General features: G+C 51.4%; 12 protein-coding genes, 1 rRNA gene and 1 other annotated feature. Of the genes, 7 read left to right on the forward strand and 6 right to left on the reverse strand.

Annotation, left to right across the window (positions count from 1 at the left end; genetic code table 11):
• Positions 1 to 38: 38 nt before the first annotated feature.
• Complete coding sequence (gene dgcN / locus QEN32_RS05660) at positions 39 to 1,259, reverse strand: diguanylate cyclase DgcN (RefSeq protein ID WP_001030985.1); 1,221 nt, start codon at positions 1,257 to 1,259, stop codon at positions 39 to 41.
• Entirely contained in the window at positions 1,252 to 1,770 is a 519-nt protein-coding gene (locus QEN32_RS05665; RefSeq protein WP_001212379.1) for a YfiR family protein, read from the reverse strand. Before QEN32_RS05665 ends, dgcN begins: the two co-directional genes overlap by 8 nt.
• A gap of 439 nt (positions 1,771 to 2,209) precedes the next feature.
• On the opposite strand from QEN32_RS05665, the gene aroF reads away from it, so the two are divergent.
• Genes aroF through QEN32_RS05680 form a run of 3 tightly spaced genes read left to right on the forward strand, consistent with a single transcriptional unit; the run spans position 2,210 to position 5,377 of the window.
• Positions 2,210 to 3,280, forward strand: a complete 1,071-nt coding sequence (gene aroF, locus QEN32_RS05670) for a 3-deoxy-7-phosphoheptulonate synthase AroF (RefSeq protein WP_001168062.1) — start codon at positions 2,210 to 2,212, stop codon at positions 3,278 to 3,280.
• Between the two features lie 9 nt (positions 3,281 to 3,289).
• Positions 3,290 to 4,411, forward strand: a complete 1,122-nt coding sequence (gene tyrA, locus QEN32_RS05675) for a bifunctional chorismate mutase/prephenate dehydrogenase (RefSeq protein ID WP_076936962.1) — start codon at positions 3,290 to 3,292, stop codon at positions 4,409 to 4,411.
• Between the two features lie 57 nt (positions 4,412 to 4,468).
• On the forward strand, positions 4,469 to 5,377 hold the full coding sequence (locus QEN32_RS05680; protein ID WP_000210991.1) for an SMP-30/gluconolactonase/LRE family protein: 909 nt from the start codon (positions 4,469 to 4,471) through the stop codon (positions 5,375 to 5,377).
• Here QEN32_RS05680 and pheA read toward each other — a convergent pair.
• The 4 genes from pheA to bamD all read right to left on the reverse strand — a co-directional run bounded on the left by pheA (position 5,338) and on the right by bamD (position 8,096).
• Positions 5,338 to 6,498 (reverse strand): bifunctional chorismate mutase/prephenate dehydratase, encoded by a 1,161-nt coding sequence (gene pheA, locus QEN32_RS05685; protein ID WP_080203073.1) that lies wholly within the window; start codon positions 6,496 to 6,498, stop codon positions 5,338 to 5,340. The two genes, QEN32_RS05680 and pheA, sit on opposite strands and share 40 nt — an antisense overlap.
• A 22-nt stretch (positions 6,499 to 6,520) precedes the next feature.
• Positions 6,521 to 6,646: a sequence feature (Phe leader region), on the reverse strand.
• Positions 6,598 to 6,645, reverse strand: coding sequence for a pheA operon leader peptide PheL (pheL, locus tag QEN32_RS05690; RefSeq protein ID WP_010989056.1), 48 nt, complete (start codon positions 6,643 to 6,645; stop codon positions 6,598 to 6,600). It overlaps the preceding feature by 48 nt.
• A gap of 102 nt (positions 6,647 to 6,748) precedes the next feature.
• Positions 6,749 to 7,087 carry a ribosome-associated translation inhibitor RaiA gene (raiA, locus tag QEN32_RS05695; RefSeq protein WP_000178449.1) on the reverse strand — a complete coding sequence of 113 codons (339 nt, stop codon included), beginning with the start codon at positions 7,085 to 7,087 and terminating at the stop codon, positions 6,749 to 6,751.
• A gap of 271 nt (positions 7,088 to 7,358) precedes the next feature.
• On the reverse strand, positions 7,359 to 8,096 hold the full coding sequence (gene bamD, locus QEN32_RS05700) for an outer membrane protein assembly factor BamD (RefSeq protein WP_000197660.1): 738 nt from the start codon (positions 8,094 to 8,096) through the stop codon (positions 7,359 to 7,361).
• A gap of 131 nt (positions 8,097 to 8,227) precedes the next feature.
• Between bamD and rluD the strand changes: the two genes are divergently transcribed.
• The 4 genes from rluD (at position 8,228) to QEN32_RS05720 (ending at position 14,634) form a co-directional block, all read left to right on the forward strand.
• The gene (gene rluD, locus QEN32_RS05705) at positions 8,228 to 9,208 is read left to right on the forward strand and encodes a 23S rRNA pseudouridine(1911/1915/1917) synthase RluD (RefSeq protein WP_023138905.1); all 981 of its coding nucleotides are present in this window, start codon (positions 8,228 to 8,230) and stop codon (positions 9,206 to 9,208) included.
• A complete protein-coding gene (gene yfiH / locus QEN32_RS05710; RefSeq protein WP_000992639.1) occupies positions 9,205 to 9,936 on the forward strand; it encodes a purine nucleoside phosphorylase YfiH in 732 nt (243 codons plus the stop codon). Before rluD ends, yfiH begins: the two co-directional genes overlap by 4 nt.
• Before the next feature lie 129 nt (positions 9,937 to 10,065).
• Entirely contained in the window at positions 10,066 to 12,639 is a 2,574-nt protein-coding gene (gene clpB, locus QEN32_RS05715) for an ATP-dependent chaperone ClpB (protein ID WP_023200636.1), read from the forward strand.
• A gap of 453 nt (positions 12,640 to 13,092) precedes the next feature.
• Positions 13,093 to 14,634 (forward strand): 16S ribosomal RNA (locus tag QEN32_RS05720).
• The last annotated feature ends 54 nt before the right edge of the window (positions 14,635 to 14,688 follow it).

The following is a 14,688-nucleotide window of genomic DNA, read 5'->3' on the forward strand; positions in this document are numbered from 1 at the left end:
GGTCTCAACGCTGAGTCAGAAACGGCCAGGCCCGTTCCTTAGTTTAGCGAGCGCTCCGCACGCCGGTGTTTAGCCTGATACATATTTCGATCGGCCAGTTCTTGTAGTTTTTCGGCAGTGGCATGTTCCCATGTCAGCGCAAAGCCAATACTCAGGGTCATCGTTATCCGCTGGCCGTTATGCAGTTCAAAAGGTCGATTAAACGCCTGGGATAGCGCTGCGCAAATACGTTGTACTTCATATTCCGAATGTACATCGTAAAGCACCATCGCAAATTCATCGCCGCCGAGTCGGTAAGTCTGATAACGGCTACCACCGAATTCCGCTAATCTTTTGGCAACCTCTATAAGTACGCGGTCGCCTGCCGCATGTCCCCAGGTATCATTAATATATTTAAAGTTATCGCCATCCAGAAATAACAATGCCGAACTGCTACGAGCGGAATTGTCCTTCATCAGCGCGTTAATACAGCTGCGAAATGCCGCGCGATTGGCAAGCCCCGTCAGCGGATCGTGCAGCGCGGTACGTAGTAACTGGGCATTTTTAGCCTGAAGCCGTAGCTGCCATTCTTCCATCTCATCCAGAAGGCTATTGAAATCCTGCGCAAACAGGTGAAATTCCGCAATACGCTCATCAGGTACCCGGCGTGAAAAATTTCGGTTAGTGCGAACGTCGTGTACAACTTCAGTAATATTTTGCAGCGCATCCACAACGCCATTGTGTAAATAACGCGTGAGCAGCAGGGCAATGCCGGATGCCAGCAGAATACATCCTGTCAGCACTGCCAGCGATAGCCAGATAAAATGACCAATAAGGCTGTCGCGGGCGACAAGCCGTACTTCGCCGATGGCCCTGCCGTTGTGCCAGACGGGTTGTGATACCGGCAATGGAAAAAGCCAGTGGCTAATTAAGCCAATGAGCTTATCGTCTGCGGCTCGCGCATCATAGCGCCATGAGGCGATAGTACGGCCATTTTTATCGCGGACCTCCGCCGCTGAAAATTGTCCCTGGCGTCCCAGTGTGGCGAGCGTTTCCGCTGCGGCCGCGTTATCGGAAAATACCAGTGCCGCTTCAAGGCTATGGGCCATTGTGGCGGCGGTCAAATCGAGATTCTTTTGCGCATACTGTTTGAGTGTAAGGACAGACGCAACGCAAATTAATAGCCAGATCAATGTCATTGTAAGCAGCACGCTGATTATACTAATCCGCCGTAGTGTGCGTTTAAATGTTGGCCTGGACAGAGAAAATTCCTTATTCATGCTTTTGATTCCGTGCAAGCATTAATACTTCTGGATTTACTCTCACGCCGCTATGCGAGAGGGAGTCCAGGTTGACGGAAAATTTGACTTCATCATTGTTAATGATCAGACAAAATGCGCTGCCAATAATACATTCGGTATTTTGCTCGGCAATTAATAACAAGGCATTAACTGGATAATGACGCGTTAACTCCACCTGATAAGCTGGCGATTCATTGCCAAAGTAAAAACCATCACAGCGGGCGCTCAGGGCTTCTTGTGTGGTACGGATGACAAGCGGTTGATAAGGGAAAGCCCAGTCAGCCTCTTCGCTAAGTACCCTGACAAAACGCGCAGATGAAAATATGCATAGCCTTGGCGGCCCGGATAACGCTGGCCAGTGTGTATAACTGACGATACCGGAGACGATGGCGCGTACGGATTTCTCTTCTTCCGTGACGCGTTGAGCATACAGAGGCAAGCTTGCTAATAATAGCGATAACAGAAGGATAAATCGGTGAGAAAAACGCATTAACAAGTCCTCACCATCTTCAGTCGTAAAGCATTAAAATACATCCGTGATTGTTTGTAGCAAAATAACATTATTTTGCCATATCGTCATTATTTCTTATTGATAATATGAATAATTTAAATGGCATCCCTAATATTAAATTCTTGTGATAATGGTATTAATCACCCTATATCAGAAAGTAAAAATATGTGTGCGGAGAAAAAATAATCAAAAAATAGCGAGCATCGCTCATTTTACCGCTTTTCTGAGGCTGGGAATAAAATAATTCACTTGTTGTGTAAAGTTTTTGATACGAAATGAAGGGGTTCAATCGACGATTGCGCATGGTGTAAAGTTTATTTTACGTAATATGGATTGAAATCTTTACTTTTTGTGGTATGGTTTAAACATCCTCGTGGAGGATCAACTATCGCAAACAAGAAAAGACAGGATCGCCATCATGCAAAAAGACGCGCTGAATAACGTACGTATCACCGATGAACAGGTATTAATGACGCCGGAGCAGCTTAAAGCGGCCTTTCCGTTGAGCCTGGCGCAGGAAGCGCAGATAGCGCAGTCCCGGGGAATCATTTCTGACATTATTGCCGGGCGCGATCCGCGTCTGTTGGTGGTATGCGGTCCTTGTTCTATTCACGATCCTGAAACCGCTCTGGAATATGCCCGTCGATTTAAAGCCCTTGCCGCAGAGGTCAGCGATAGCCTCTATCTGGTAATGCGCGTCTATTTTGAAAAGCCGCGGACTACCGTCGGCTGGAAAGGGCTGATTAACGATCCTCACATGGATGGCTCATTTGATGTGGAAGCCGGGTTGAAAATAGCGCGTCAGCTACTGGTGGAACTGGTGAATATGGGGTTGCCATTGGCGACCGAAGCGTTGGATCCGAACAGCCCGCAATACCTGGGCGATCTGTTTAGCTGGTCGGCGATAGGCGCGCGCACAACCGAATCGCAAACCCACCGCGAAATGGCGTCTGGTCTTTCTATGCCGGTCGGCTTTAAAAACGGCACGGATGGCAGCCTGGCGACAGCGATTAACGCCATGCGCGCCGCTGCGCAACCTCATCGTTTTGTTGGCATTAACCAGGCCGGTCAGGTTGCGTTATTGCAAACCCAGGGAAATCCGCATGGCCATGTAATTCTGCGTGGCGGCAAAGCGCCAAACTATAGCCCGGCAGATGTCGCTCAGTGTGAAAAAGAGATGGAACAGGCGGGACTACGTCCTTCGCTGATGGTAGATTGCAGTCATGGTAACTCCAATAAAGATTATCGCCGCCAGCCAGCCGTTGCCGAATCTGTGGTTGCGCAGATTAAAGATGGCAATCGTTCAATCATTGGCTTAATGATTGAAAGTAATATTCATGAGGGTAATCAGTCTTCCGAGCAGCCGCGCAGCGAAATGAAGTATGGCGTTTCCGTCACCGATGCTTGTATTAGCTGGGAGATGACCGATGCCCTGTTACGTGAAATTCATAAAGATTTGAGCGGCCAGCTGGCGGTGCGCGTCGCATAAGAGGTTGTTATGGTTGCTGAATTGACCGCGTTACGCGATCAAATAGATGATGTCGATAAAGCGTTGTTGAATTTACTGGCTAAGCGCCTGGAACTGGTTGCCAAAGTCGGCGAGGTGAAAAGCCGTTTTGGCCTGCCTATTTACGTGCCGGAGCGTGAGGCCTCTATGCTGGCTTCACGACGGGCGGAAGCAGAAGCGATCGGTGTCCCGCCCGATCTCATTGAAGATGTCCTGCGCCGGGTAATGCGTGAATCTTACTCCAGCGAAAATGATAAGGGGTTCAAAACGCTTTGTCCTTCTCTGCGTCCGGTCGTCATTGTGGGCGGCGGCGGACAGATGGGGCGTCTGTTTGAAAAAATGCTCACGCTGTCGGGCTATCAGGTCCGTATTCTGGAACAGCAGGACTGGCCGCGCGCCAGGGCCATTGTCGCCGATGCCGGAATGGTGATCGTCAGCGTGCCGATTCATGTTACTGAACAGGTCATAGCGCAACTGCCGCCCCTGCCGTCCGACTGTATTCTGGTCGATCTGGCATCGGTGAAAAGCGGTCCGTTGCAGGCAATGTTGGCGGCCCATGATGGCCCCGTGTTGGGCTTGCATCCGATGTTTGGTCCGGACAGCGGGAGCCTGGCGAAGCAGGTGGTGGTCTGGTGTGATGGGCGTCAACCGGAAGCGTATCAGTGGTTCCTTGAGCAAATCCAGGTGTGGGGCGCGCGGTTGCACCGAATTAGCGCTGTCGAGCACGATCAGAACATGGCTTTTATCCAGGCGCTGCGCCACTTTGCTACCTTCGCTTATGGGCTGCATCTGGCGGAAGAGAACGTCCAGCTTGAGCAGCTTCTGGCGCTATCATCGCCGATTTATCGACTGGAGCTGGCGATGGTCGGGCGTCTGTTCGCCCAGGACCCGCAGCTGTATGCGGACATTATTATGTCGTCGGAGCGCAATCTGGCGCTTATCAAGCGTTACTATAAACGTTTTGGCGATGCGATCGGGTTACTGGAACAGGGTGATAAGCAGGCTTTTATCGACAGTTTTCGCAAAGTTGAACACTGGTTTGGCGATTATGCCAGACGCTTCCAGAATGAAAGCCGTGTGTTATTGCGTCAGGCGAATGACAGCCGACCATAATGATGACATCTATACTAAAAGCCAGCTTTGCTGGCTTTTTTCGTTTAAGGAACCGTTATGACTACGCCGCACGTTTTATTTGATTATGTCGGACATCTACCAGAATGCCCCACATGGAGCGAGGATGAAAGCGCGCTGTATTGGACCGATATCCTGGAACAGGAGATCCATCGTTACCATCCGGCGAGCGGGACGCATAGCGTGCTGGCGTTTCCGGAAGAGGTAGGCTGTTTTGCCTTGCGTGAGCAGGGCGGATTTATTGTGGCCATGCGTCATGCTATCTGGCTGGCCGATAAAAATGGATTATTGCAGCGTAAGGTTTGCGACAATCCCTCTAATACGAAACTGGCGCGTTTCAACGATGGCGGCACTGATGGCGATGGACGTTTTTATGCTGGAACGTTCTGGGCGCCAGGTGACTATAATGGCGCGTTGCTGATGCGGATCGATCATGACCTGACGGCAAAAGTGATCCAGTGCGATATCCAGGGACACAACGGCCTGGCGTTCAGCCCGGATAACCAGTGGATGTATACCTCCGATACGCCGAATGGCGTGATATACCGCACGTTACTTGATAAGCATGGCGAACCGGGCAAGCGTGAACTTTTTCGCCATTTTGGCGAAGGAGAAGGACTTCCCGACGGCGCGGCGATGGATAGCGAAGGGTGCTACTGGAGCGCGATGTTTGACGGCTGGCGCGTGGCGCGTTTCTCACCGCAAGGAGAGCAACTGGAAGAGTACCGGTTGCCGGTACGTTGTCCGACGATGGTTTGCTTTGGCGGCGCAGATATGAAAACGCTGTTTATTACAACTACCAGAGAAAATATGTCTGCTCAGGAAGTGGCGGATTATCCGCTCTCCGGCGCCATCTTCACCCTGCAGGTAGCCGTCGCAGGGATGAAGAAAAGCCGTTTTATTGAACGTCAGGCAGGTTCTACCGGCACGACGTTTTCGCTGGGATAGCAGCCAAGCACTTTCATTGAGCGCGTGATCTCGCCCAGCTCTTTTAGCGCGCTTTGCATTACCTGCGACTCCAGGTTCGCCTGAATATCGAGATAAAACATCTCTTCCCACGGATTGCCGTGAATGGGGCGCGACTCCAGTTTCGTCATGATGAGATTGTGGTTACGCAGCACCAGCAGCGCTTCGACCAGCGCGCCAGCTTGCTGCCCGGTGGCGATTAACAGAGTGGTTTTTGCCGGAACCTGATCGGAAACATTAATGGCTTTGCGCGCCAGTACCAGAAAGCGGGTGATATTCTGCGTCTGGTTTGCGGCGATGCGTTCCAGCACCTGTAAACCGTGCAACATGCCGCCTGCCTCGCTGCCGAGCGCCGCGACGCGCGGAGAGTTTGCCTGCGCGACTTTTTCCATCGCTGCCGACGTACTCTCGGTATAGTCAATTTTCCAGTGCGGATAGCGGCTCAAAAATTTACTGCACTGCTGGAACGGCTGCGGATGGCTGTACACCGTTTCGATGGTATTCAGATCCGTAGCGCCGGAAACCAGTACGCAGTGATCGATAGTGACGGTCATCTCACCGACAATCGACAGACTGGTGTGTTGCAATAAGTCGTACACATCGTTGATAGCGCCGGAGCTGGTGTTCTCTATCGGAACCACGGCGTAATCGGCCTGGCCGGTTTCGACCTGATGAAAAATATCGGTGAATTTTGCGCAACCGCTCTCGATAAATTGCTCAAAATGGCGTGCGGCATACTGGCGCGCCGCGAGATGAGAATAGGAGCCTTTCGGCCCAAGAAACGCAATACGTGCCGAATGAGGGTGAGTATTATTCAGATGTTGTTGCAGCAGCGCCTGCTGAGTAAGCACGGAGTCTTCAATGATAAGCTGGAACAGACGGGTAATGTAGTGTGCGTCGAGATGGTGGACTTTACCGAGATGGATGAGCCTGTCCAGCAGCGCGCGTTCACGATCGATATCCCGAACCGGACGATGCGACAGTAGTTTTGCTTGTCCCACTTCAATCGCCAGCGCGCGTCGTTTTGCCAGTAAGGCCAGTAACTCTTCGTCTAAAGCGCTGATTTTATCTCGCAGCGCCAGTAATGGGTTTTCCGATGTCATAGTGTTGCCTTTTTTGTTATCAATAAAAAAGGCCTCCCGGTGGGGGAGGCCTTCTTGTTCGTCTTCGCATTCTTTATCACATGACGAAACGCCTCCCGGTCAGGGGAAGATAAAAAAGAATGCGAAGAAAAACCGGGTTAGCTTCATAACTGTTTCCTTTGTGTACGTAAGTACAGTACCCGTACTGTTTTAATCCTGTCAACAAAAAACGCGCCCGAAGGCGCGTTGGCGATACACTCAATGTAAGGGACTACTCTTCTTCTGCTTCGACGAAGCTGGCATCTTTCACCGATGCGGTGGCACGACGGGCTTCGCCTTTGTGCTGCACTTTATTGAGCTGCCGTTCCAGCTTGTTGATCAATTCATTAATAGCGGTGTACATATCTTCGTGTTTTGCGCTGGCGACCAGATGTCCGTTCGGTGTATTAATGGTGGCGTCAGCAATAAAGCCCTGTGGCTCTTTAGACAGAATGATATGAGGATTAATCAGGTGAGTTTGCCATTTTTCCAGTTTGGCGAGACGGTCTGCGACATGTTGGCGGATTGCCGGAGTAATTTCCATTTGTTTACTGGTAATGTTCATTGTCATAAATTTTACCTCTTGTCTTTCCCGTCTTGGTGATTCCAGCATACCGTTCTTAATGTCAAAATGTGTGATGTAAATCACATTATTTTGTCACTTTTTGTCAAGGCGAACTTTTTGTGAGGCATCGCAGGAAGAAGCGATCTTTTACTTGAGGAATGGCTGAAAGCAGGCCATATTTGACTGGATGCGTTGCAGTGAAATCATTTCTGTTGCATCAGATATCGAATAAAAAAACGGCAGCCGGAAGGCTGCCGTTTTGCTTGTTGGTATTGCTTCAGGTGTTTTTGCTGTTAGCGGCAATAATTTTCGCGACTTTGTCAGCCTGCGCATTCAGCTGCATCTGACGATAGGCGTTTTCCATCAGCGGCAACGCATCGCGCGTGGCCTGCGTATCAGGATAATTGCGTAGCATACCTTCTACCCGGTTTACGACCGCAACCCATGCGCCGCGCGCGGTATAGTACTCTGCGACGGAATATTCATATTTCGCCAGACGGTCTTTCAGGAATACCAGACGCTTAGTGGCGTCGGTGGTGTACTGGCTATTAGGATAGCTGCGTACCAGTTTCGAAAAGTCATTGAACGCCGCCCGCGCATGTTGCGGATCGCGATCGCTGCGATCGACGCCAAAGAAACCCTGCAGCGCGCTATCATCCAGCGCCATGTTCGTCAGGCCGCGCATGTACATGACATAGTCAATATTAGGGTGCGTTGGATTAAGACGCATAAAACGATCGATAGCGGCCTGCGCTAGCGGCAAATCGGCGTTTTTGTAATAGGCGTAGATAAGATCCAACTGCACCTGCTGAGAATACGGTCCGAATGGATAACGATTATCTAACGCTTCCAATTGCGTTATTGCCTGTTTCCAGTTACCGTCCTGCAGCTTTTGCTGAGCAGTCGCGTAGATTTCATTCGGCGGATTATCGGGCACCTCTTCCTTTGAACCCGAGCAACCCGCCAGAAACAGGCTCAACGTGGCTGCTGCCACCAGATATTTCATGCGCGTCATGACGTTTTGACTTTCCTCAAAATGTTTTACGGGAGATTCTCTGTTCCTGCTCCCGGTTAAGACCAGCTACAATAGCACACTATATTAAACGGCAAAGCCGTAAAACCCAACGTTAAACGAAGAAGCTGTATATGGCACAACGAGTACAACTCACCGCAACGGTCTCCGAAAACCAACTCGGTCAACGCTTAGATCAGGCTTTGGCCGAAATGTTCCCGGATTATTCACGTTCGCGTATAAAAGAATGGATTTTGAATCAGCGCGTGTTGGTCAATGGTCAACTTTGCGATAAGCCAAAAGAAAAAGTGTTAGGCGGCGAGCGGGTGGCTATTGATGCGGAGATCGACGAAGAGATTCGTTTTGAAGCGCAGGATATCCCGTTAGATATTGTTTATGAAGATGACGATATTCTGGTTATCAACAAACCACGCGATCTGGTGGTACATCCTGGCGCGGGTAACCCGGACGGTACGGTACTGAACGCGTTGCTACATTATTATCCGCCGATTGCGGATGTTCCGCGCGCGGGCATTGTGCATCGTCTGGATAAGGACACGACGGGGCTGATGGTGGTGGCCAAAACCGTTCCGGCGCAAACGCGCCTGGTGGAGTCTTTGCAGCTGCGCGAGATTACCCGCGAATATGAAGCGGTCGCGATCGGACATATGACGGCGGGAGGAACGGTGAATGAACCCATTAGTCGTCACCCGACCAAACGTACCCATATGTCGGTACATCCCATGGGCAAACCGGCGGTGACCCACTACCGCATTATGGAACATTTCCGTGTGCACACGCGTCTTAGGTTGCGTCTGGAGACCGGGCGTACGCACCAGATCCGCGTGCATATGGCGCATATTACGCACCCGTTAGTGGGCGATCAGGTCTACGGTGGTCGTCCACGTCCACCGAAAGGCGCATCGGAAGAGTTTATTTCCACTCTGCGTAAGTTTGACCGCCAGGCGCTTCATGCAACGATGCTGCGTCTCTACCATCCTGTATCGGGTATCGAAATGGAGTGGCACGCGCCGATTCCACAGGATATGGTGGACCTTATTGATGCGATGCGCGTCGATTTCGAAGATCATAAAGATGATGTGGACTGGTTATGAATGCACTGATTGTCCCGCAGTGGCCGCTGCCGAAAGGCGTCGCAGCCTGTAGTTCTACCCGTATTGGCGGGGTGAGTTTACCGCCTTACGACTCGCTGAATCTGGGCGCGCATTGCGGCGATAACCCGGAGCATGTTGAAGAGAACCGCAAGCGTCTGTTTGCGGCGGGCAATCTGCCTTCGAAACCTGTCTGGCTTGAACAGGTTCACGGTAAAAATGTGTTGAGGCTTACCGGAGAACCTTATGCCTCCAAACGTGCGGATGCGTCTTACAGCAATACGCCAGGAACCGTCTGCGCGGTAATGACGGCAGACTGCCTGCCTGTGCTATTCTGTAACCGTGAGGGAACAGAAGTGGCGGCGGCTCATGCGGGCTGGCGCGGATTATGTGAAGGCGTACTGGAGGAAACTGTCACCTGCTTTGCTGACAAACCAGAAAATATCATCGCCTGGTTAGGTCCGGCGATCGGCCCGACCGCGTTTGAAGTGGGGCCGGAAGTGCGTGACGCATTTTTAGCAAAAGATGCGCAAGCCGATAGCGCATTTTTGCCGCACGGGGAAAAATTTCTGGCGGATATTTATCAGCTTGCACGCCAACGTCTGGCGAATACCGGCGTTGAACATGTCTATGGCGGGGATCGCTGCACCTTTAGCGAAAGTGAGACTTTCTTCTCTTATCGTCGCGACAAGACGACAGGTCGTATGGCAAGTTTTATTTGGCTGATATAACCTAAAGAATCAAGACGATCCGGTACGGGTAACTTTCTTTTCACATAATTCAGGTCATTCACCTTGAATAATTGAGGGATGACCTCATTTAATCTCCAGTAGCAATTTTGACCTGTTATGGGAGGAGTTATGCGTCTGGATCGTCTTACTAACAAATTCCAGCTTGCTCTTGCCGATGCCCAGTCGCTCGCGCTGGGGCACGACAACCAATTCATCGAACCTCTTCATTTAATGAGCGCCTTGCTGAACCAGGAAGGGGGATCGATACGTCCTTTATTAACCTCCGCCGGCATTAATGCTGGCCAGTTGCGCACCGCTATCGATCAGGCGCTGAGCCGTTTACCGCAGGTGGAAGGCACCGGCGGCGACGTACAGCCTTCTTCGGAACTGGTACGCGTACTGAACCTTTGCGACAAGCTGGCGCAAAAACGAGGGGACAATTTTATTTCGTCAGAGCTGTTTGTTCTGGCGGCGCTTGAGTCTCGCGGCACGTTAACCGATCTGCTGAAATCAGCCGGTGCGACCACGGTCAATATCACTCAGGCAATTGAACAGATGCGCGGAGGTGAAAGCGTGAACGATCAAGGGGCTGAAGACCAACGTCAGGCCTTGAAAAAATATACCGTCGATCTGACCGAGCGGGCTGAACAAGGTAAGCTTGACCCGGTAATTGGTCGTGATGAAGAAATTCGCCGTACCATTCAGGTACTGCAACGTCGTACTAAAAACAACCCGGTGTTAATCGGTGAGCCAGGGGTCGGTAAAACGGCAATTGTTGAAGGACTGGCGCAGCGCATTATTAACGGTGAAGTCCCTGAAGGCTTAAAAGGTCGCCGCGTACTGGCGCTGGATATGGGCGCGCTGGTGGCCGGGGCGAAATATCGCGGCGAATTTGAAGAGCGTCTGAAAGGCGTGCTGAACGATCTGGCGAAACAGGAAGGCAACGTCATCCTGTTTATCGATGAGCTGCACACGATGGTTGGCGCAGGTAAGGCCGATGGCGCCATGGACGCCGGGAATATGCTGAAACCGGCGCTGGCGCGTGGTGAACTGCACTGTGTGGGCGCCACCACGCTGGATGAATACCGTCAGTACATTGAAAAAGACGCGGCGCTGGAACGTCGTTTTCAAAAAGTGTTTGTCGCAGAACCTTCAGTGGAAGACACCATTGCTATTCTGCGTGGCCTGAAAGAACGTTACGAGCTGCACCACCATGTGCAGATCACTGACCCGGCGATTGTGGCGGCGGCAACATTATCTCACCGCTACATCGCCGACCGTCAGTTGCCGGATAAAGCTATCGACCTGATCGATGAAGCGGCATCCAGCATTCGTATGCAGATTGACTCTAAGCCGGAGGAGCTGGACAGACTCGACCGCCGCATTATTCAGCTCAAACTGGAACAGCAGGCGTTGATGAAAGAGTCTGACGAGGCGAGTAAAAAACGTCTCGATATGCTCAACGAAGAACTGGACGACAAAGAGCGCCAGTATTCTGAGTTAGAAGAAGAGTGGAAAGCGGAAAAAGCGTCGCTCTCTGGTACGCAAACTATTAAAGCGGAGCTGGAGCAGGCGAAGATCGCCATCGAGCAGGCGCGTCGCGTTGGCGACCTGGCGCGAATGTCTGAACTGCAGTACGGCAAAATTCCGGAGCTGGAAAAACAGTTGGAAGCCGCGACCCAGTCGGAAGGTAAAACCATGCGTCTGTTACGTAACAAAGTAACGGATGCGGAAATTGCCGAAGTGCTGGCGCGCTGGACCGGTATTCCGGTTGCCAGAATGCTGGAAGGCGAACGTGAAAAACTGTTGCGTATGGAACAAGAGTTACACAGCCGTGTGATCGGGCAGAATGAAGCCGTTGAAGCAGTATCGAACGCCATACGTCGTAGCCGTGCAGGGCTGTCCGATCCGAACCGTCCGATTGGTTCCTTCCTGTTCCTTGGGCCGACGGGGGTCGGTAAAACCGAACTGTGTAAAGCGCTGGCTAACTTTATGTTCGACAGCGACGACGCGATGGTGCGTATCGACATGTCTGAGTTTATGGAGAAACACTCCGTGTCTCGTTTGGTCGGGGCGCCTCCGGGATATGTCGGCTATGAAGAAGGCGGTTATTTGACAGAAGCGGTACGCCGTCGTCCTTATTCCGTCATCTTGTTGGATGAAGTAGAAAAAGCGCATCCGGATGTATTCAACATTCTGTTGCAGGTGCTGGACGACGGTCGGCTGACTGACGGGCAGGGGAGAACGGTCGACTTCCGTAATACGGTGGTCATTATGACTTCTAACCTCGGTTCCGATCTCATTCAGGAGCGCTTTGGCGAACTGGATTACGGTCGAATGAAAGAGATGGTGCTGGGTGTGGTTAGCCAAAACTTCCGTCCGGAATTTATCAACCGTATTGATGAAGTTGTGGTATTCCATCCGTTAGGTGAGCAACACATCGCTTCTATTGCTCAGATCCAGCTGCAGCGTCTGTACAAACGTCTGGAAGAACGTGGTTATGAAATCCATATCTCCGACGAGGCGCTGAAACTGTTGAGCGCCAACGGTTACGATCCGGTCTACGGGGCGCGTCCGTTAAAACGTGCTATTCAACAGCAGATCGAAAACCCACTGGCGCAGCAAATCCTGTCTGGTGAACTGGTTCCTGGCAAAGTGATTCGCCTTGAAGCCAATGATGATCGTATTGTGGCAGTGCAGTAAGTCACAAATTTGAATAAAACGGGCCCTGACGGGCTCGTTTTTGTTTAAAAACCAGGCGAAAATAGGCTTTTGGTTCAAATGTTGTTTGAAAAGTGAACGGTTGAGCTTTTTTTTGCATTTAGGTCTTGTCAGGCTCTAATAACTCCCTATAATGCGCCACCACTGACACGGAACAACGGCATACAGGCCGCCGGGTCAGAAAGGCTTCGTTAAGAAGTCTGTGAGGAAAGCGAAAATAAAGGCTTGACTCAAAAAGAGGAAAGCGTAATATACGCCACCTCGCAACGGTGAGCGAAAGCCGCGTTGCACTGCTCTTTAACAATTTATCAGACAATCTGTGTGGGCACTCGAAGATACGGATTCTTGACGTCGCAAGACGAAAAATGAATACCAAGTCTCAAGAGTGAACACGTAATTCATTACGAAGTTTAATTCTTTGAGCATCAAACTTTTAAATTGAAGAGTTTGATCATGGCTCAGATTGAACGCTGGCGGCAGGCCTAACACATGCAAGTCGAACGGTAACAGGAAGCAGCTTGCTGCTTCGCTGACGAGTGGCGGACGGGTGAGTAATGTCTGGGAAACTGCCTGATGGAGGGGGATAACTACTGGAAACGGTGGCTAATACCGCATAACGTCGCAAGACCAAAGAGGGGGACCTTCGGGCCTCTTGCCATCAGATGTGCCCAGATGGGATTAGCTTGTTGGTGAGGTAACGGCTCACCAAGGCGACGATCCCTAGCTGGTCTGAGAGGATGACCAGCCACACTGGAACTGAGACACGGTCCAGACTCCTACGGGAGGCAGCAGTGGGGAATATTGCACAATGGGCGCAAGCCTGATGCAGCCATGCCGCGTGTATGAAGAAGGCCTTCGGGTTGTAAAGTACTTTCAGCGGGGAGGAAGGTGTTGTGGTTAATAACCGCAGCAATTGACGTTACCCGCAGAAGAAGCACCGGCTAACTCCGTGCCAGCAGCCGCGGTAATACGGAGGGTGCAAGCGTTAATCGGAATTACTGGGCGTAAAGCGCACGCAGGCGGTCTGTCAAGTCGGATGTGAAATCCCCGGGCTCAACCTGGGAACTGCATTCGAAACTGGCAGGCTTGAGTCTTGTAGAGGGGGGTAGAATTCCAGGTGTAGCGGTGAAATGCGTAGAGATCTGGAGGAATACCGGTGGCGAAGGCGGCCCCCTGGACAAAGACTGACGCTCAGGTGCGAAAGCGTGGGGAGCAAACAGGATTAGATACCCTGGTAGTCCACGCCGTAAACGATGTCTACTTGGAGGTTGTGCCCTTGAGGCGTGGCTTCCGGAGCTAACGCGTTAAGTAGACCGCCTGGGGAGTACGGCCGCAAGGTTAAAACTCAAATGAATTGACGGGGGCCCGCACAAGCGGTGGAGCATGTGGTTTAATTCGATGCAACGCGAAGAACCTTACCTGGTCTTGACATCCACAGAACTTTCCAGAGATGGATTGGTGCCTTCGGGAACTGTGAGACAGGTGCTGCATGGCTGTCGTCAGCTCGTGTTGTGAAATGTTGGGTTAAGTCCCGCAACGAGCGCAACCCTTATCCTTTGTTGCCAGCGATTAGGTCGGGAACTCAAAGGAGACTGCCAGTGATAAACTGGAGGAAGGTGGGGATGACGTCAAGTCATCATGGCCCTTACGACCAGGGCTACACACGTGCTACAATGGCGCATACAAAGAGAAGCGACCTCGCGAGAGCAAGCGGACCTCATAAAGTGCGTCGTAGTCCGGATTGGAGTCTGCAACTCGACTCCATGAAGTCGGAATCGCTAGTAATCGTGGATCAGAATGCCACGGTGAATACGTTCCCGGGCCTTGTACACACCGCCCGTCACACCATGGGAGTGGGTTGCAAAAGAAGTAGGTAGCTTAACCTTCGGGAGGGCGCTTACCACTTTGTGATTCATGACTGGGGTGAAGTCGTAACAAGGTAACCGTAGGGGAACCTGCGGTTGGATCACCTCCTTACCTTAAAGAACTGTTCTTTGCAGTGCTCACACAGATTGTCTGATAGAAAGTAAA

The sequence above is a fragment of the Salmonella sp. SA14318 genome, from assembly GCF_029866905.1.
Classification (GTDB): domain Bacteria; phylum Pseudomonadota; class Gammaproteobacteria; order Enterobacterales; family Enterobacteriaceae; genus Salmonella; species Salmonella enterica.